19 protein-coding genes are annotated in these 17,435 nt (G+C 45.4%); 18 read left to right on the forward strand and 1 reads right to left on the reverse strand.

Translation table 11 applies throughout. The features are described from left to right. Window positions 1-27: 27 nt before the first annotated feature. The 11 genes from rpsP to G519_RS0114610 all read left to right on the forward strand — a co-directional run bounded on the left by rpsP (window position 28) and on the right by G519_RS0114610 (window position 7,415). Complete coding sequence (rpsP, locus tag G519_RS0114560) at window positions 28-300, forward strand: 30S ribosomal protein S16 (RefSeq protein ID WP_029195333.1); 273 nt, start codon at window positions 28-30, stop codon at window positions 298-300. Between the two features lie 26 nt (window positions 301-326). Beyond that, a complete protein-coding gene (locus G519_RS0114565) occupies window positions 327-557 on the forward strand; it encodes a KH domain-containing protein (protein ID WP_029195334.1) in 231 nt (76 codons plus the stop codon). A gap of 82 nt (window positions 558-639) precedes the next feature. Then, window positions 640-1,155: a ribosome maturation factor RimM gene (gene rimM, locus G519_RS0114570; RefSeq protein ID WP_029195335.1), complete on the forward strand. Its 516-nt coding sequence runs from the start codon at window positions 640-642 to the stop codon at window positions 1,153-1,155. Further along, the gene (gene trmD, locus G519_RS0114575) at window positions 1,152-1,910 is read left to right on the forward strand and encodes a tRNA (guanosine(37)-N1)-methyltransferase TrmD (protein ID WP_029195336.1); all 759 of its coding nucleotides are present in this window, start codon (window positions 1,152-1,154) and stop codon (window positions 1,908-1,910) included. The genes rimM and trmD overlap by 4 nt, the downstream gene beginning before the upstream one ends. 165 nt (window positions 1,911-2,075) lie before the next feature. Then, entirely contained in the window at window positions 2,076-2,417 is a 342-nt protein-coding gene (gene rplS / locus G519_RS0114580; protein WP_028558249.1) for a 50S ribosomal protein L19, read from the forward strand. Window positions 2,418-2,507: 90 nt separating this feature from the next. Continuing rightward, window positions 2,508-3,119 (forward strand): signal peptidase I, encoded by a 612-nt coding sequence (gene lepB / locus G519_RS0114585; protein ID WP_036632967.1) that lies wholly within the window; start codon window positions 2,508-2,510, stop codon window positions 3,117-3,119. 11 nt (window positions 3,120-3,130) lie between these two features. Beyond that, window positions 3,131-4,003, forward strand: a complete 873-nt coding sequence (ylqF, locus tag G519_RS0114590; RefSeq protein WP_029195338.1) for a ribosome biogenesis GTPase YlqF — start codon at window positions 3,131-3,133, stop codon at window positions 4,001-4,003. Between the two features lie 151 nt (window positions 4,004-4,154). Beyond that, window positions 4,155-4,802 (forward strand): ribonuclease HII, encoded by a 648-nt coding sequence (locus tag G519_RS43035; protein WP_064743459.1) that lies wholly within the window; start codon window positions 4,155-4,157, stop codon window positions 4,800-4,802. A 65-nt stretch (window positions 4,803-4,867) separates the two neighbouring features. Further along, window positions 4,868-6,727 carry a hypothetical protein gene (locus tag G519_RS43040; protein WP_051253400.1) on the forward strand — a complete coding sequence of 620 codons (1,860 nt, stop codon included), beginning with the start codon at window positions 4,868-4,870 and terminating at the stop codon, window positions 6,725-6,727. Continuing rightward, on the forward strand, window positions 6,724-7,041 hold the full coding sequence (locus G519_RS0114605; protein ID WP_029195339.1) for an EscU/YscU/HrcU family type III secretion system export apparatus switch protein: 318 nt from the start codon (window positions 6,724-6,726) through the stop codon (window positions 7,039-7,041). Before G519_RS43040 ends, G519_RS0114605 begins: the two co-directional genes overlap by 4 nt. Next, window positions 7,038-7,415: a YraN family protein gene (locus G519_RS0114610; RefSeq protein ID WP_029195340.1), complete on the forward strand. Its 378-nt coding sequence runs from the start codon at window positions 7,038-7,040 to the stop codon at window positions 7,413-7,415. Before G519_RS0114605 ends, G519_RS0114610 begins: the two co-directional genes overlap by 4 nt. A gap of 61 nt (window positions 7,416-7,476) precedes the next feature. Here the strand turns inward: G519_RS0114610 and G519_RS0114615 are convergent, their stop codons facing one another. After that, window positions 7,477-9,048, reverse strand: coding sequence for a YifB family Mg chelatase-like AAA ATPase (locus tag G519_RS0114615; protein ID WP_029195341.1), 1,572 nt, complete (start codon window positions 9,046-9,048; stop codon window positions 7,477-7,479). A gap of 200 nt (window positions 9,049-9,248) precedes the next feature. On the opposite strand from G519_RS0114615, the gene G519_RS0114620 reads away from it, so the two are divergent. The 7 genes from G519_RS0114620 (at window position 9,249) to hslV (ending at window position 17,415) form a co-directional block, all read left to right on the forward strand. Next, the gene (locus tag G519_RS0114620) at window positions 9,249-9,506 is read left to right on the forward strand and encodes a hypothetical protein (protein WP_029195342.1); all 258 of its coding nucleotides are present in this window, start codon (window positions 9,249-9,251) and stop codon (window positions 9,504-9,506) included. Window positions 9,507-9,789: 283 nt separating this feature from the next. Next, a complete protein-coding gene (gene sucC / locus G519_RS0114625; RefSeq protein WP_029195343.1) occupies window positions 9,790-10,950 on the forward strand; it encodes an ADP-forming succinate--CoA ligase subunit beta in 1,161 nt (386 codons plus the stop codon). A 48-nt stretch (window positions 10,951-10,998) separates the two neighbouring features. Then, window positions 10,999-11,931, forward strand: a complete 933-nt coding sequence (gene sucD, locus G519_RS0114630) for a succinate--CoA ligase subunit alpha (protein WP_029195344.1) — start codon at window positions 10,999-11,001, stop codon at window positions 11,929-11,931. A 141-nt stretch (window positions 11,932-12,072) separates the two neighbouring features. After that, entirely contained in the window at window positions 12,073-13,164 is a 1,092-nt protein-coding gene (gene dprA / locus G519_RS0114635) for a DNA-processing protein DprA (RefSeq protein ID WP_029195345.1), read from the forward strand. 69 nt (window positions 13,165-13,233) lie between these two features. Continuing rightward, complete coding sequence (gene topA / locus G519_RS0114640; RefSeq protein WP_029195346.1) at window positions 13,234-15,336, forward strand: type I DNA topoisomerase; 2,103 nt, start codon at window positions 13,234-13,236, stop codon at window positions 15,334-15,336. A gap of 12 nt (window positions 15,337-15,348) precedes the next feature. Continuing rightward, window positions 15,349-16,665, forward strand: coding sequence for an FADH(2)-oxidizing methylenetetrahydrofolate--tRNA-(uracil(54)-C(5))-methyltransferase TrmFO (gene trmFO / locus G519_RS0114645; protein WP_029195347.1), 1,317 nt, complete (start codon window positions 15,349-15,351; stop codon window positions 16,663-16,665). 195 nt (window positions 16,666-16,860) lie between these two features. Beyond that, window positions 16,861-17,415 carry an ATP-dependent protease subunit HslV gene (gene hslV, locus G519_RS0114650; RefSeq protein ID WP_029195348.1) on the forward strand — a complete coding sequence of 185 codons (555 nt, stop codon included), beginning with the start codon at window positions 16,861-16,863 and terminating at the stop codon, window positions 17,413-17,415. The last annotated feature ends 20 nt before the right edge of the window (window positions 17,416-17,435 follow it).

Below are 17,435 nucleotides of genomic sequence, written 5' to 3' on the forward strand. Positions count from 1 at the left end.
TTTTATTCTAAGTAGGAGGTGATTTTCATGGCAGTACGTATTCGTCTTAAACGTGTAGGCGCTCATAAAGCTCCTTTTTACCGTGTGGTGGTTTCGGATTCCCGTTCCCCGCGTGATGGTCGTTTTATCGAAGAAATCGGTACTTATAACCCAATTGCTGAACCAGCAGCTGTAACTCTTGATGAGGAAAAAGCGCTGAAATGGCTTCAAACTGGCGCTCAACCGTCCGATACAGTTCGCAGCCTGTTCTCAAAAGCAGGTCTGATGACTAAGTTTCACGAGCTGAAATTACAGAAGTAATCTGTTATCTTTCGGAGGGCGGGTTCATGAAGGATCTTATCACCGTTATTGCTAAGGCTCTTGTCGATCATCCGGAAGAAGTGCGTGTCACTGTGGTGGAGAAAGAAGACAAGATCGAGTACAGGCTTTCTGTCCACCCCGACGATGTCGGGAAAGTGATTGGCAAGCAAGGCAAGATTGCGAAGTCGCTCCGCACAGTTGTCACGTCGGCAGCAGTGAAAGAGACGAAACGGGTAGCCGTTGAAATCGTTTCATAAGAAACTAGGTTAGGATTTAGTTCCTAGCCTTTTTCTTGTATGGTTTTGAAGGTAAATTAATGTGGAGGTTGGGCAAGCGTATATGAGCGAAAAACTAGTGACAGTTGGTCGAATTGTGAATAGCCATGGTATTCGTGGAGAACTAAAAGTGGTTCCGGAAACTGATTTTCCTGAGCGATTTGATAAAGGAAATGCATTAATTATTGTAGATTCTCAAAATAAGCAAACGCCGGTGACGGTGAAAACCTCCCGCTTACATAAAAATATGTTTATCTTGCAGCTTGAAGAGTTCTCTAACATTAATGAGGTTGAGAAATTCAAAGGCTCACTTCTTAAAATTGAAGCTAAGGATCAACAGCCTCTTGAAGAGGGAGAATACTATTATCACGAGATCATTGGTTGTAAGGTCGTTACGGAAGAAGGCCAGGAGTTAGGACTTGTTTCTGAGGTTTTGACACCAGGGGCAAATGATGTATGGGTCGTTGCTTTGCCGAAAGGCAAACAGTTGCTGCTTCCAGTTATTGATGATGTGATACTCGAAGTAGACATTGCCAACAAAACGATTCGTATTCATCTGATGGAAGGATTAATGGAATGAGAATCGATGTATTGACCCTATTTCCGGAAATGTTCGAGGGCGTGTTTTCGTCCAGCATTTTAGGGAAAGCGCGTGATAAAGGGATTGTTGCTCTTAACACGGTTAATTTTCGAGATTATTCCAATAATAAGCATAATACAGTAGATGATTATCCTTATGGCGGCGGTGGAGGGATGGTTTTAAAGCCAGAGCCGATCTTTGCTGCTGTTGAGAGTTTGCCCTTACATCAAGAAGAAGGACAAGATCCTGTTAAACCACGAGTCATTCTTATGTGCCCGCAAGGGGAGACGTTCACACAGAAGAAAGCGGAGGAGCTGTCTAACGAGCAGCATCTCGTGTTTATTTGTGGCCATTATGAAGGATATGATGAGCGCATTCGGCAGTATTTAGTGACGGATGAGCTGTCTATCGGTGATTACGTGTTAACAGGCGGTGAGCTACCCGCTATGGTCGTTATTGACAGCGTAGTAAGGCTGCTTCCTGGTGTGCTCGGCAATGAGATGTCAGCCGTGACAGATTCGTTCTCAACAGGCTTGCTGGAGTATCCCCACTATACAAGGCCTGCTAAGTTTAGGGATTGGGAAGTACCTGAGATGTTGTTATCAGGGCATCATGAGAATGTGAAACGTTGGCGCCGCAAGGAGTCTCTGTTCCGAACGTTAGAGCGCCGTCCTGATTTGCTTGAAGGAAGAGAACTATCCAAAGAAGAAAAAGCTTGGGTTGTTGAATGGAAAGGGCGGAAGCAAGAGGAGTAAGCCCCCCAAAAACTTCTCTATTGAATTTCTTTCCTGTCTATGATATTATATATTCTGTTGTGAATTTTTCAACAGTTCGAGTCTGGTGGTCCTCTACGCATAACAACTAAGAACGACTATGCCAATAAGCGGAATGAACACCTGTGTGGAAGGAGGGAGTCAACTATGAATCTTATTCAAGAGATTACGAAAGAGCAACTCCGTACGGATATTCCTAATTTCCGTCCAGGAGACACACTTAAAGTACACGTAAAAGTTATCGAGGGTACACGTGAGCGTATTCAGCTGTTCGAAGGTGTTGTTATTAAACGCCACGGCGGTGGAATCAGCGAAACGTTTACAGTTCGTAAAATTTCTTACGGTGTGGGTGTGGAAAGAACTTTCCCATTCCATTCTCCGAAGATTGACAAGATTGAAGTGGCTCGCCGTGGTAAAGTTCGTCGTGCGAAACTTTATTATCTGCGTGGTCTTCGTGGTAAAGCAGCAAGAATTAAAGAAATTCGATAAGAAAACGGGGGGCTTGTTCAGGCAAGTCTCCTTTTCATTTTCATGGTACATAATAGAGATAAACCAAAACTGGAAAAGAGGCAATCAGTGATGGAACACAATAATCAAGAACAGCCTTACATAGAGCCGGATAAGACAACAGAAACGACTCCCGTTAAAACAACGAAAAGCGAAACATGGGAATGGATCAAAGCATTAGTGATCGCGGGAGTGCTCGTGATTATCATTCGTTGGTTCTTGTTCTCTCCTTTTATTGTTGATGGAGACTCCATGCGTCCGAATTTTTTCACAGGTGAGCGACTCATCGTTAATAAAATTGTGTATGATATTCGCGCACCAAAACGTGGAGAAGTTATTGTTTTTCATGCACCGGAAGGTAAGGATTACATTAAACGCGTAATTGCTCTCCCAGGTGAGACTGTAAAGGTTACTGGTGACAAGGTGTTCATTAATGGTCAAGAGATTGATCAGCCTTACATCAAGGATGCGATTGAGCAGGCGAAAAAAGAAGGACATGCCTATAATACGTTATCCGATTTTCAAGAGAAAAAAGTGCCTGATGGTGAAATATTCGCAATGGGAGATAACCGTGGTAACTCCAAAGACAGCCGAGCGATCGGCTTCATACCTTACAACAAAATTGTAGGCCGTGCGGAAGTCATTTTTTGGCCAGTGAGCAAAATCAGTTTCATACATTTTTGAGGTGAAGAAGAATGACCATTCAATGGTTTCCCGGTCACATGACCAAGGCTCGAAGACAAATTGAAGAAAAGCTTAAGCTGATTGATGTTGTGATCGAGCTCTTGGATGCCCGCATACCTCTCTCCAGTCGGAACCCGATGGTTGATGAGATTTTGAAAGATAAACCGAGATTGGTACTGCTTAATAAGAATGATTTGGCAGACCCGCAAGTGACGGCAGACTGGATTAAGTATTTCGCTGATCAAGGTCTCCCCGCATTGCCGATCGATGCAGCAACCGGAACGCATGTCAAAGAAATTTTGCCGCGTGTTAAGCATCTTTGGGCCCATAAAATTGAACGGCAGCTAAGTAAAGGGATTAATCCTCGTGCTGTAAGGGCGCTCATTGTAGGTATCCCGAACGTTGGGAAATCGACGCTGATTAATCAACTGGCAGGTAAGAAGATTGCGGCTACTGGAGATAAGCCAGGTGTTACGAAGGGGCAGCAATGGATTAAAGTTGGAACCGAAATGGACTTGCTTGATACGCCAGGTATTTTGTGGCCAAAATTCGAAGACCAAATGGTTGGAATGAGATTGGCAGCAACAGGTGCGATTAAAGAAGAACTGCTTCATTTAGACGAGATAGCACTCTTTATCGTTAAATACATGGTTCAGAATTATGGGGCCGGTATTCAAGAGCGGTTTGGGGTTCAAGACCTCCCTGAGGATTTGGACGATATACAGGAAATGGTCAAAGTCATGGAAGCTATCGGTCGTAAGCGTGGAGCGATTGTGAGCGGGGGCAAAGTGGATTTGGACAAAGCCTCTTTAATCATTATTCGTGAGCTTAGGGCTGGCAAGATGGGGCGTATTTCTTTGGAGAAGCCTTCAGATAAAAGATAAGTGGAGATAAAGGAACGGTCACTTTTGGGCTCAACTGATCAGGCGGGTCCGGGGTGGCTTTTCTTTTTATACAGAGAATGTGAAAAAAATGGGTGTGGCTTGACTAAGCGCCAATCCTTTATAATGAGGAGATGGAAAGGGGCGAAAGCCATTGCTAGAGCATGAAAAACAACTGTGGGAGCAAGGTTTTACTCTTATAGCGGGTATCGATGAGGTAGGAAGAGGTTGTTTATTTGGAGATGTGGTCGCAGCTGCGGTTATACTTCCGATGGGATATGTGCTGGAAGGTGTAGACGATTCCAAAAAGCTTTCTGAAAAGAAGCGAGATGTCTTCTATGATCAGATCATGAATGAGGCTTTAGCTGTGGGCGTAGGCATTGTAGACGTGGACAAGATTGATTCGATTAATATAAAACAAGCAGCCAGACTTGCTATGAAACAGGCTGTGCAGCAGTTAACTATAGTACCTGATTTTCTCCTCGTTGATGCGGAAAACGTCGAGCTGGACATCGAACAATCCGCGGTCATTCATGGAGATGCACTTAGTCAATCTATTGCAGCTGCATCGATCATTGCAAAGGTTACCAGAGATCGCATGTGTGTGGAATGGGATGCAAAGTATCCCGAGTACGGACTTGCTATACATAAAGGATATGCAACAAAGCACCATAGAGAGATGCTTTTGCGTTATGGACCTACACCGCTGCATCGAAAATTATTTATACGTAATGTGATGGCGCAATTAGAAGAGAAAGAGAATGTTCTAGAGTCTGAACAGCTGGAATTGGATCTCATATAACTTATTTTTGTAACGAAAAGGCAATCAGCCGCCGATAATATACATAAGTGTTAGGAAGATTTGAGGTGAGCACCCTGAATATTAGTGGTTTAATTCGCAGTTTAGTCGGTGATTTAACAGCATCTGAAAGTAAGGTGCTTGAATTAAAAGTAGGACAAATTGTTAAAGGTGTTGTGCTTCAGTTGCTGAGCGACCAGGAGGCGTTGATTAATATTGGCGGTGTGCAGGTTCGGGCCAAGTTGGAAACACCCCTTAAGCAGGGGGATGTCACGATGCTGCAAGTACAGCCGGAATCTAACGGGGGTCAAGTCCTGCTCAAGCCGCTAACGGCGTCAGATGTTCAAATAGCGGATGATTCGCTTAGCGAGCTGTTAAAGGCATTCACGATGAAAGATACGGCTGGGAATCGTCAAATGGTGCAGCAGATGCAGCAGGAAGGCGTTCCGGTATCGAAGGAGAATGTGAAGGCTTTTGAGGCAGTAATGCGCAGCGTGCCTGAGGGTGTCAATAAGGAAGAATGGGCACAGGCAGCTGTACTTGCCTATAAAAAGGGTTTGCCGCTCACAGAGGCGACTGTGGGGGCTTTGAGGCAGGTTACCACGGGGCCGCCTGTCGGAAAGGTGCTGGAGCAGCTAGAGCAGCAGGTCGCAGCCCTGCTTGAGCAAGATTCGGCACATCCGGCGGCTGATACTGCGAAGCAGGTGGTATCGCTGCTCAAGGAGCTGCGGGCTTCCGCCGCAGCTGCATGGCCTTCTGCGCGACCGCCGGAGGCGCCGGCCGCGGCGGTTGTTGTTGCGCCAGCTGCTCCGCAGGCTGGCGGTAGTGGTAAGGCGGCTCCCGCAGGGTCGCCGCCTGCTGTTGTGCCCGGCAGCGCGCCTGCGCCTGCTGCCGTTACGGCTCCGCCCGCTGCAGCAGCCGCTGCGGGCGCGGAGCTTCCCGCGGCGGCTGCGCCACGCGCGGAGAGCCCTCCCGCCGCCTCGGCGCAGCCGGCGGCGGGGCTTCAGGCCGCCGGCGCAGCGGAGGCGGCCACGACTGAGGCTCAGGCGCGCAGCGCTGAGCCTCTAGAAGGCGAACCGCCCGCGGCGGGTTCGCAGATACATGAGCCGCCTGCGAAGCAGATGGCGGCTCCAACAGAGGCGCAGCAGCGCAGCGCTGCGCCAAGCGTGCCTGCGGCTGATCCAGAGCCAAACTGGATCAGTCGCATGCTCAAAGCCGTAGGCGTTGAGCACGAGTCTCATCTAGCGGTAAAGCTAGATGAGCGCGCAGACGCTATGCTACGGGGGCGCAACAACACAGACGATCAGCTGCCTAATCTGATCGCCACAGCAACTCAGCAGGACGACTCCGTCAAGCCTGCTGCTGATACACTGAAGAGTCTGCTGCTGCAGCTTGCAGCCTCTGATGACACGCCAGCGCCGCTCAAAGAGGCGGCGCAGCAAGCTATTGGGCAAATTACAGGACAACAGCTCATGTTGACAGGTGACAAGAGCTCTATGTTTGCACATATGACACTGTTTGTCCCCTTCATGGATGGCACTGGCCAGCAATCTGCCGCCATTCACATCCAATCCCGCAAAGGAAAGCGCGGGGAAGTAGACGCGAGTAATTGTCGTTTGCTGTTCGACCTGCAAATGAAAGTAATGGGCAATACGTTGCTCGATGTACATGTCGTTAACAAAATCGTATCCTTGAATATCCACAATGATCATCCTGCGTTAGCTCCCTTAATGGAGGAGTCCAAAGAAGAAATAACAGCAGCCATGAATAAAGCGGGTTACCAATTTATCTCATTGAAATGTTCGCCATATCCACAGCCACCTGTTGTGGAGAATGAAGCTTCCAAGCAAGGGGCATCGGACGGTAGAGTAGATCTTCGAGCGCTCTATCAGCCAAAAGCCTATAAAGGGGTGGATTTCCGAGCATGACCACGCAAAGGAATGCATCTGGGGAGTCGCAGCCGACTCCTCTTAAGAAGGCTGTAGCGCTTCGCTACTCACCTGAAGCGCAAAAAGCCCCAACCCTCATTGCAAAAGGGAAAGGGTACATGGCAGAAGCCATTCTGCAGAAAGCCAAGGAGAATGGGGTCCCCATTCAGGAGGATTCCTCTTTGGTTGAAGTGTTGTCTAAGTTGGATTTGGATCAAGAAATTCCCCCAGAACTGTATCAATTGGTCGCAGAGGTATTAAGTTTTATTTATCGTTCAGATAACCGAATGAGATCGTCGAGGAATGAAAGATGACAGAACTTCGTAAAGATGATCGGAAGCAGTTGGGGAAGCTTGGCGAAGAGTTGGCTGAAGCATATCTTAGTGAGCAGGATTACCGAATTGTGGAACGGAATTGGCGCTGCCGTTCTGGCGAGCTTGATATTATTGCAGAGAAAGCCAATAAGTTAATTTTTGTTGAGGTCAGAACAAGGCGTCCTTCAGGTCGATTTGGCTCAGCCAAAGAATCCGTCGACTATCGCAAGCAATTGAAAGTCAAAGAAACGGCACAATTTTATTTACATCGTTTTCAAAAATACGAGCAGTCCATTCAATTCGATGTGATCACTGTAGAAGTATCCGTGGATGGAAACGCACCTCATATAGAACACATACAAGGAGCCTTTTGAGAACCGTCTGTCGATAAGACAACGCGTCAAATGGCTCTTTTTTTATTGGGGTGTGATAGTTTCAGATTTCAATCTCCTCAATTCGCTGCTTCTTATCCAAATTACGATATTGAATCGCCTCTGCCAAATGCTGTGGCTGGATACTGTCACTTTCCTCAAGATCAGCTATGGTTTGAGCTAGCCGCAGGATGCGATCATGGGCTCTAGCACTAAGTCCCAAAGCTTCGAAAGAGGCACTAAGGAGTTGATCACCTTCTGGAGTTAGATGGCAAACTTGTCTCATTAGCTTGCCGCTCAATTCATTATTATACTGAATGCCTGTTCCGACATAGCGTTGTTGTTGTCTTTCATGTGCGCGCATAACTTGCAATAACATTTCTTTGGAAGAAAAGTGATCGGTTCGTTCCTTTAGTTGTGTGTAACTCGGTTTAGGTACTTCAACATGAAGATCGATACGATCAAGCAGGGGACCAGATATCTTAGAACGATAATGAACAATTTTAGCTGGACTGCAGATGCAAGCATTTGCTTCTGTTTGGGCTCCATAAAACCCGCAAGGACATGGATTCATGGCTGCAGCCAATATAAAGTGGGAGGGGAATTTGTAAACCGCTCTTGCTCTTGCAATTGTAACATGACGATCCTCAAGCGGTTGTCTAAGTACTTCGAGAGCCATTCTCGTGAATTCCGGCAGTTCATCTAGAAAAAGTATGCCGCGATGAGATAAGCTAACTTCCCCAGGTTTGGGTATTGTTCCTCCCCCGACAAGTCCGGCTGGCGATATGGTATGGTGAGGAGCTCTAAAAGATCTTGTTCGCATGAGAGAGGAGCGATCAATAAGCTTTCCTGAGGCACTGTATATCTTCGTGACTTCTAAGGCTTCTTTATCTGTCATAGGAGGCAAAATCGAGGGCATGCGCTTTACAAGCATCGTTTTCCCTGTTCCAGGGGGACCGATTAAAAGAATATTATGCATCCCGGCTGCTGCGATCATCATGGCGCGCTTCACTTGATGCTGACCGTTGACATCGGCATAATCTTCGACAAAATTATGTTCTTCGGCAGAAAATGTCGAAAGTTCACCACCTTTATAATTAATGTCATTAAATATAAAAGCGTGATGGGATTCCTTGTTCCATGATTTAAAGTCAGATAGGTTAGATATCGCGCACACCTCAATACCTTCTATTAAAGCGGCTTCAGGAGCATTCGCGAAGGGAAGGCATACACGTTTAATCCCTAACTTTTTAGCGGCATGCGCCATAGAAAGAATGCCCGGTATGGGACGAAGTGAGCCATCCAATGCTAATTCACCTAGAAACAAAGTGTTTTGCAAGCTGTCCATTGGCACCTGAGCAGTTGTAATCAGAATGCCTACCGCAATGGCTAAATCAAAAGATGAGCCTTCTTTGCGTAAATCTGCTGGCGCAAGATTGACTGTAATCCGATCCATGGGGAATGTATACCCACAATTTTTGATGGAGGAACGCACTCTTTCAACAGATTCCCGAATGGCTGAGTCGGGGAGACCGACCAAGTTTATTTGGGGTAAGCCGCTTGAGATGTCGACCTCTACTTCGATCGTTTGACCCTCTATACCCTGCAAGCAAGCGCTCATGACTTTGCCATACATAAAAAAACACCTTCCTCTCCATAGTTACGCAACTGATTCGAGCTTTCATAAAGTGGGATAAAAGGTGCTTCCTTATTGATCCGTTTTATACTTTGACCTAATTGTATACGAAAATGGTAAAATTACGCAATCTGCAAAATGAGCATCGCGAACGTTTTAAAAATGCACAGCTTGCACATACTGGAACTAGAGGTGATGATATGCAGGAGAAACCGTATTTTTGTCCCAATTGTCGTTCTAATCGTATCAAGTTCAGTGTAATCACTAGCTACTCTCAGTCGTTTTTGAAGGACGCTCTATCCGGAAATATTACAGAATTTAAGGATCCTGACGCGATAGCAGAGCCGGAACCAACGATTCAATGCTTGGTGTGCAGTTTCACGGGTAATGAGCTTCGCTTCATTAAACAAGCGGAGCGTGAACCGCGGATGAATTCATCAACAACGCCGCACTATTAAAAAAGTCGAAGCTAGACGTATTTTTCAGATATTGAAAATACGTCTTTTTTTATGTGGAAAGTGATAGCTAAAGTTTTTCAGCGTGAAAGGAAAATTCGAACGCATTAACGAAAAAAATAAGGAAACTGTCGAAAATTAGTGATACAATGGTTAGGGCTTGTGAAGAAGTGTGATACTAATTCCGGCAGCAAGATTTATTTCGTGCACTACACAAATAGGAAATTACACTTTTTCCCTGTATAGCACGTTTAGAAAGTCCATACTGATAGGAGGATTTTAGGAAATGAATATCCATGAGTATCAAGGCAAAGAAGTCCTGAGACAGTACGGAGTCAACGTTCCTAACGGAAAAGTTGCTTTTACCGTTGACGAAGCTGTTGAAGCAGCAAAAGAACTCGGAACATCCGTCGTTGTTGTAAAGGCGCAAATTCATGCCGGAGGTCGCGGGAAAGCAGGCGGCGTTAAGGTAGCCAAAAGCCTCGATGAAGTTCGTACATATGCTAGCGAAATTCTGGGTAAAGTTCTTGTCACTCACCAAACAGGTCCTGAAGGCAAAGAAGTTAAACGCCTGTTGATTGAAGAAGGCTGTGACATTAAGAAAGAATATTATGTTGGTGTTGTTGTTGACCGTGCGACAGGCAGCGTCGTTTTGATGGCATCTGAAGAGGGCGGTACGGAGATTGAAGAGGTTGCTGAGCATTCTCCTGAGAAAATCTTCAAAGAAGTTGTGGATCCAGCTATCGGTCTTCAAGCTTTCCAAGCACGCAGACTTGCTTACTCCATCAACATTCCTAACGAGCTAGTTAACAAAGCGGTTAAATTCATGCTTGCTCTTTATAAAGCATTCGTAGAGAAAGACGCGTCCATTGCCGAAATCAACCCTTTGGTTGTTACTGGTTCTGGCGACGTTATGGCTCTTGATGCCAAATTGAACTTCGATTCCAACGCTCTTTTCCGTCACAAAGATATCGTTGAACTTCGTGACCTTGAAGAAGAAGATGCGAAAGAAATTCAAGCTTCTAAATTCGACCTTAGCTACATCGCTCTTGATGGAAACATCGGTTGTATGGTTAACGGCGCAGGACTTGCTATGGCCACTATGGACATTATCAAGCACTACGGCGGAGACCCGGCTAACTTCCTAGACGTAGGGGGCGGTGCTACGAAAGAGAAAGTTACTGAAGCTTTCAAAATCATCTTGTCCGATGAGCAAGTTAAAGGGATCTTCGTTAACATTTTCGGCGGTATCATGCGTTGTGACGTTATTGCTGATGGTGTTGTAGCTGCTGCTAGAGAGCTTGGACTTTCCCGTCCGCTTGTTGTTCGTCTTGAAGGAACAAACGTTGAACTTGGTAAAAAGATTCTTAACGAATCCGGTTTGAACATTGTTGCTGCTGACTCCATGGCAGACGGCGCACAAAAAATCGTTGCTTTAGTTAAATAATTAAACCCGAGCGGTTTCAAATAATATAGGGGATGTGAACAAAAGATCATGAGTATTTTGGTTAATAAACATACAAAAGTCATTACTCAAGGGATTACCGGCGCTACGGGTTTGTTTCATACCAAAGGCGGTCTGGAATACGGCACACAAATGGTTGGTGGCGTAACCCCAGGTAAAGGCGGAACAAAAGTAGATATCACATTGGAAAACGGTGAGCTAGTTCAACTTCCAGTTTTCAACACAGTTATCGAAGCTAAAAATGCAACTGGTGCTACGGCATCTGTTATCTATGTACCACCGGCTTTTGCTGCAGAGTCGATCATTGAAGCTATTGAAGCTGAGCTTGATCTGGTTATCTGTATTACTGAAGGTATTCCTGTTCTTGATATGGTAAACGTAAAACGTTACCTGGAAGGCAAGAAAACCGTTCTAATCGGACCTAACTGTCCGGGCGTTATTACACCAGGCGAGTGCAAAATCGGTATTATGCCGGGTTACATTCATACGCCAGGTCACGTAGGTGTAGTTTCCCGTTCCGGAACACTAACTTACGAAGCAGTTCACCAATTGACAACTCGCGGTATTGGACAATCCTCTGCTGTAGGTATCGGTGGAGACCCTGTTAAAGGCTCCGAGTTTATCGATATCCTTAAACGCTTTAACGATGATCCAGATACGTATGCTGTCATCATGATTGGTGAAATCGGCGGTACGGCAGAAGAAGAAGCAGCTGAGTGGGTTGCTGCCAACATGACGAAGCCAGTTGTAGGCTTTATCGGCGGTAAAACAGCTCCTCCAGGAAAACGTATGGGCCATGCTGGCGCCATTATTTCCGGTGGTAAAGGAACAGCAGCTGAGAAAGTTGCAACGATGGAAAGATGCGGTATCCGCGTAGCGGCTACACCATCCGAGATGGGCTCTACACTTGTTAGCGTGCTTGAAGAAAAAGGCATGCTGGATAAAGTCATCACAAAAAAATAGTTTTCTTCTAACGAAGGTAAGCAACCTTCCATCTCCCTGAATCAGGGATTTGGGAGGTTTTTTGTTTTTCTTGGCTTTGCAACCATTTGTTTTTCTTGGCTTTGCAACCATTTGTTATTCAAGAAGGGAGTGTATATACTTATGGATAATCGTTTTATTTTGTTTGGGCTCCACGAGCTCGAGGGCGTTGGTTGGAAAACGATTCTTCAGCTCCTGAGCCGCTTTCCTGATCCTCACGTGCTGTTTGAGCTTTCAGCTGCAGCAATTGCCTCCAAAGGTATCCGAACTTCCATTGCTGAACAAATAGCTGCGCGGTTTACACCGACTTTTATTGAGCAAAAGCTTGAGTTATATAAGAAGCAAGCCATTCAAATTCTAACGCTTTTGGATGAGGACTACCCTTCGATCCTTAAGGAAATTGCGCAGCCCCCTTGGGTGTTATATGTGAAAGGGAACGTATCATTATTAAATGGGCGTCTCCTTGGCATGGTTGGAACACGTACCCCTACGCTTTATGGAAAGAAAATTGCTGAGGAGTGGGCAGCAGCCCTTTCTAGAGCGGGATTCGGAATCGTAAGTGGACTGGCAAGGGGGATTGACAGCAAGGCCCATATTGGTGCATTGCAAGGTAAATCCAAAACAGTTGCTGTTCTTGGATGTGCGATTAATCAAATTTATCCGCGTGAGAATGCCTTATTATATCGAAATATAGAACAAGAGGGTGTCATTATTTCTGAATATCCCATAGGCACGGGCATGAGGCCTGGTATGTTCCCACAGAGAAATCGAATCATAGCAGGATTGTCATTAGGAGTTACGGTTGTGGAAGCAGCAGAAGATAGCGGCTCTCTGATTACAGTTGAATTTGCCGTGGATGAATCAAGAGATGTATTCGCCGTTCCAGGTCCAATTGACTCTAACCAAAGTAGTGGTGTCCACAAGCTTCTAAAGGATGGCGCAAAGCTGGTTACCCGTGTAGACGAGATTGTAGAAGATTATAAACATATGTTAAGCGCGGAAGAAAAGGGTGCCATGAAGAAGCCTGTGCCGACATTTTCTCTTACGGATGAGGAAGGCGAAATCGTTCGAAAGTTGTCGAATGAGCCTGTCTCGATTGATGCTCTATTAGAGGACAGTCAATTTACGTTTGGACATTTGCATGCAGTTCTGTTATCTTTGGTAATGAAAAAGGCGATTAAACAGCTTCCGGGTTCTACTTACATACTAGCATAGGCTAATACGAAGCTTTTCTTCTCGCCAATAGACTTTACCTTGAAACCAAGAGGGGAGGAAGGACGATCCATGGCGGATTCTTTAGTCATAGTTGAGTCACCAGCAAAAGCCAAAACCATTGGCAAATATTTGGGAAGTAAATTTATTGTAAAAGCCTCAATGGGTCATATTCGCGACCTTCCGAAAAGCCAAATTGGCGTAGAAGTGGATCGTAACTTTGAGCCTAAATACATAACAATCCGTGGTAAAGGTTCTATACTTAAGGAATTAAAAGATGCGAGTAAAAAAGTAAAAAAAATATATCTAGCGGCGGATCCGGATCGTGAAGGTGAAGCCATTGCCTGGCACTTAGCACATTATTTGGATGTAGGATCCGAAGAACTCTGCCGTGTTGTATTTAATGAGATAACGAAGGATGCGGTAAAGGATGCCTTCAAAACGCCGCGCCGAATTAATCAAGATCTCGTTAACGCACAGCAAGCTCGACGTATACTGGACCGACTCGTTGGTTATAAAATAAGTCCTTTACTTTGGAAAAAAGTAAAAAAAGGCTTGTCTGCAGGCCGTGTACAGTCGGTTGCGGTTAAATTGATACAAGACAGAGAGAATGAGATCAAGGCCTTCGAACCTGAAGAATATTGGTCAATTACCGTTGTTTTGGATGCTGGTAAAACCGTGTTCGAAGCGAAGTATCACAGCATTAACGGTGAGAAAAAGGAACTGCATTCGCAAGAGGATGTTGATCTGATTTTAGCTGCGATGGGCAGTGATGCATTTACAGTAAAAGAAGTGAAAGAGAAAGAGCGCCAGCGTAATCCTTCTCCTCCTTTCATTACAAGCTCTATGCAGCAGGAAGCAGCGAGGAAACTTAATTTCCGTGCGTCGAAGACCATGTCTGTGGCACAGCAGTTATATGAAGGAATAGACTTAGGAAAAGAAGGTACGGTTGGTTTGATTACCTACATGCGTACCGATTCCACCCGCATTTCTCCGGTTGCCCAAGAAGAAGCCAAAGATTTTATCTTGAGCAAATATGGCCCTGCCTTCTATCCAGAGACTCCTCGCCAGTACACGAAGAAAAATGCTAATGCGCAAGACGCGCATGAAGGTATTCGACCTACATCTGTACTTCGAGAACCCGATCAAATGAAGGCATTTCTAAGTAAAGATCAGTATCGTCTGTACAAGCTGGTTTGGGATCGCTTCGTTGCAAGTCAAATGGCTTCAGCCGTCTTAGATACGATGACCATTGATTTAACAGCTGGTGATACCGTATTTAGAGCGAATGGATCCAAGATGAAGTTTGCTGGATTTATGAAAGTTTATGTCGAGAGCAATGACGATGGTACGACAGAAGAGGACAAATTGCTGCCGCCTCTGACTAAGGGAGATTCTTTGCAGAAGCAAAGCGTGGATCCGAAGCAGCACTTTACTCAACCGCCTCCAAGGTATACAGAAGCGCGTTTAGTTAGGGCGTTAGAGGAAATGGGCATTGGGCGTCCAAGTACGTATGCACCGACATTGGAGACGATTCAGAAGCGTGGGTATGTTGCCATCGAAGAGAAGAAATTCGTGCCTACGGAGCTTGGTGAGTTAGTTATTCAATTGATGCAGGAGTTTTTCCCTGAAATTCTTGATATCGAGTTCACGGCTCATATGGAAGAAGAGCTTGACTTCGTTGAAGAAGGAAAAGAAGACTGGGTTCGAGTTCTGGATACGTTCTACACGTCCTTTGAGAAGCGGCTTATATTCGCTGAAGAGGAAATGAAGGAAATCGAAATTCAGGACGAAATCTCAGATGAGATTTGCGAGAAATGCGGTAAACATCTTGTTTATAAAATGGGGCGTTTCGGTAAGTTTCTAGCATGCTCTGGATTTCCAGACTGCCGCAATACGAAACCGATCATTAAAGATATTGGGGTTACATGTCCAACTTGTCATACAGGGAAAATTGTCGAACGCAGAAGCAAGAAGGGGCGAGTTTTCTACGGTTGCGATCAATATCCAACCTGTGACTTTGTCTCATGGGATAAACCGATCAATAAGCCATGTCCTGTATGCAGCTCGATGATGATCGAGAAAAGAAGCAAGAACGGCGTGAGCATTCAGTGTACGCAATGTGATCATAAAGAAGAAGTTAGTGACGATAATTCAGATGATATGAAAGATTAGAGGTGTCCGATTTTGCCAGAATATCAAAGAGTAACAGTCATCGGTGCAGGATTGGCTGGAAGTGAAGCCGCCTGGCAAATTGCCCGTCAGGGTGTGCCTGTTACTTTATACGAAATGCGTAATGTCCGTAAAACCCCAGCACATATAACTGATCAGTTTGCTGAGCTGGTCTGTAGTAACTCACTACGTTCGAATGGTCTTACCAACGCTGTAGGAGTACTCAAGGAAGAAATGAGACGTATGGACTCGCTCATTCTATCTTGTGCTGATGAGCATGCTGTACCGGCAGGAGGCGCGCTAGCTGTTGACCGTGACGGTTTCTCTCAAGCAGTTACATCGACGCTACGCAACCATCCGCTCATAGAAGTTCGCAATGAGGAAGTTCAAACTTTACCTGAAGGTATTACGGTAGTTGCCTCAGGTCCATTGACATCACCAGCACTTTCAGCTGGCCTTAAAGAGCTTATGGGTGAGGAGTACTTGTACTTCTATGATGCAGCAGCTCCGATCGTGGAGAAGGACTCCATTGATATGAATAAGGTGTATCTGGCTTCCCGTTATGACAAGGGAGAGGCCGCGTACCTTAATTGTCCTATGACAGAAGAAGAATTCAACGTTTTTTATGAAGCTTTAATAACGGCTGAGGTTGCTGAGCTGAAGGAATTCGAGAAAGAAATTTATTTCGAAGGCTGCATGCCCTTAGAAGTCATGGCGAAGCGCGGTAGACAAACGGTTCTGTTCGGGCCGATGAAACCAGTCGGTTTAATAAATCCACATACAGGCAAGATGCCGCATGCTGTCGTTCAACTTCGTCAAGATAATGCAGCTGGAACTTTGTATAACTTAGTCGGTTTCCAAACCCATTTGAAGTGGGGAGAGCAGAAACGGGTATTGTCTTTGATTCCAGGGTTAGAGCAAGCAGAGTTCGTACGCTATGGTGTTATGCATCGCAATACGTTTATAAACTCTCCAAAGCTTCTTGAGCCTACGTATCAATTTAAACGTCGTGAAAATTTGTTTTTTGCGGGTCAAATGACGGGTGTAGAAGGATATGTTGAATCGGCAGCTTCTGGTCTTATTGCAGGTATGAATGCGGGGCGTTTAGCTAAAGGTCAGTCTTGTTTGATTGTACCGGAGGAAACGACTTTAGGCAGTATGGCACATTACATTACGACAGCTGATTTTAAACATTTTCAGCCGATGAATGCTAATTTTGGTTTGCTTCCTCAATTACCCGAACGAATTCGCAATAAAAAAGAAAAATACGAGAAGCTGGCTAACCGTGCCTTGGAAAGTATTCAGAATTTTAAGAAAACATATGCAGAGTAGGTTGTAATTGGACTCTTTGCTATGTTACTATAATTATGTTTTGAAGCATTTTTCATTCGTTTCCTCATACATTTACCTCTAGATGCGGTCATTTCTCGATTTGACCTCGCTAGAGGTTTATCTCATTTATGAGACCGAAACCAACGTAAAAAGTGACTTTCATGGTGTATGATTCCATTTGAGAGGTGAGAAGAGATGGATCCTAATCAAGCTACGTTTCATGCGACAACAATCTTTGCCATTCGTCATCAAGGCAAGGGAGCTATTGCGGGAGATGGGCAAGTGACATTTGGCAACAGCATGATTATGAAAAGCACGGCCAAAAAGGTTCGGCGTTTACATAGAGGAAAGGTTATCGCTGGCTTTGCTGGTTCTGTTGCCGATGCGATTACACTTTTTGAGAAATTCGAAGGCAAGCTGGAGGAACACCACGGTAATTTGCAGCGTGCTGCCGTAGAGCTTACGAAGGATTGGCGTCAAGATCGCGTTCTCCGGAGGCTTGAAGCCATGATGATCGTTATGGATTCAACCGGTTTACTGCTGCTCTCAGGAAATGGTGAAGTTATTGAACCGGATGACGGTATTTTGGCTATTGGGTCTGGTGGCAGCTTTGCATTAGCTGCTGGAAGAGCATTGCATCGCCATGCGCCGTCGTTAAGTGCTAAGGAAATAGCCCACGCAGCCTTAACAACTGCAGCCGAAATATGCGTGTTTACGAATCATAATATTATTGTGGAAGAGATTGAATAGTTAACGATTGAAAAGTTAAT

This window comes from Paenibacillus alginolyticus DSM 5050 = NBRC 15375, assembly GCF_000422905.1.
GTDB classification, from domain to species: Bacteria; Bacillota; Bacilli; order Paenibacillales; family NBRC-103111; genus Paenibacillus_E; species Paenibacillus_E alginolyticus.

What these genes read in the sequence shown, in the direction of transcription:
- rpsP (WP_029195333.1), top strand. Translation starts at nt 28, where the DNA reads ATGGCAGTACGTATTCGTCTTAAACGTGTAGGCGCTCATAAAGCTCCT.
- G519_RS0114565 (WP_029195334.1), top strand. Translation starts at nt 327, where the DNA reads ATGAAGGATCTTATCACCGTTATTGCTAAGGCTCTTGTCGATCATCCG.
- rimM (WP_029195335.1), top strand. Translation starts at nt 640, where the DNA reads ATGAGCGAAAAACTAGTGACAGTTGGTCGAATTGTGAATAGCCATGGT.
- trmD (WP_029195336.1), top strand. Translation starts at nt 1,152, where the DNA reads ATGAGAATCGATGTATTGACCCTATTTCCGGAAATGTTCGAGGGCGTG.
- rplS (WP_028558249.1), top strand. Translation starts at nt 2,076, where the DNA reads ATGAATCTTATTCAAGAGATTACGAAAGAGCAACTCCGTACGGATATT.
- lepB (WP_036632967.1), top strand. Translation starts at nt 2,508, where the DNA reads ATGGAACACAATAATCAAGAACAGCCTTACATAGAGCCGGATAAGACA.
- ylqF (WP_029195338.1), top strand. Translation starts at nt 3,131, where the DNA reads ATGACCATTCAATGGTTTCCCGGTCACATGACCAAGGCTCGAAGACAA.
- G519_RS0114605 (WP_029195339.1), top strand. Translation starts at nt 6,724, where the DNA reads ATGACCACGCAAAGGAATGCATCTGGGGAGTCGCAGCCGACTCCTCTT.
- G519_RS0114610 (WP_029195340.1), top strand. Translation starts at nt 7,038, where the DNA reads ATGACAGAACTTCGTAAAGATGATCGGAAGCAGTTGGGGAAGCTTGGC.
- G519_RS0114615 (WP_029195341.1), bottom strand. Translation starts at nt 9,048, where the DNA reads ATGTATGGCAAAGTCATGAGCGCTTGCTTGCAGGGTATAGAGGGTCAA.
- G519_RS0114620 (WP_029195342.1), top strand. Translation starts at nt 9,249, where the DNA reads ATGCAGGAGAAACCGTATTTTTGTCCCAATTGTCGTTCTAATCGTATC.
- sucC (WP_029195343.1), top strand. Translation starts at nt 9,790, where the DNA reads ATGAATATCCATGAGTATCAAGGCAAAGAAGTCCTGAGACAGTACGGA.
- sucD (WP_029195344.1), top strand. Translation starts at nt 10,999, where the DNA reads ATGAGTATTTTGGTTAATAAACATACAAAAGTCATTACTCAAGGGATT.
- dprA (WP_029195345.1), top strand. Translation starts at nt 12,073, where the DNA reads ATGGATAATCGTTTTATTTTGTTTGGGCTCCACGAGCTCGAGGGCGTT.
- topA (WP_029195346.1), top strand. Translation starts at nt 13,234, where the DNA reads ATGGCGGATTCTTTAGTCATAGTTGAGTCACCAGCAAAAGCCAAAACC.
- hslV (WP_029195348.1), top strand. Translation starts at nt 16,861, where the DNA reads ATGGATCCTAATCAAGCTACGTTTCATGCGACAACAATCTTTGCCATT.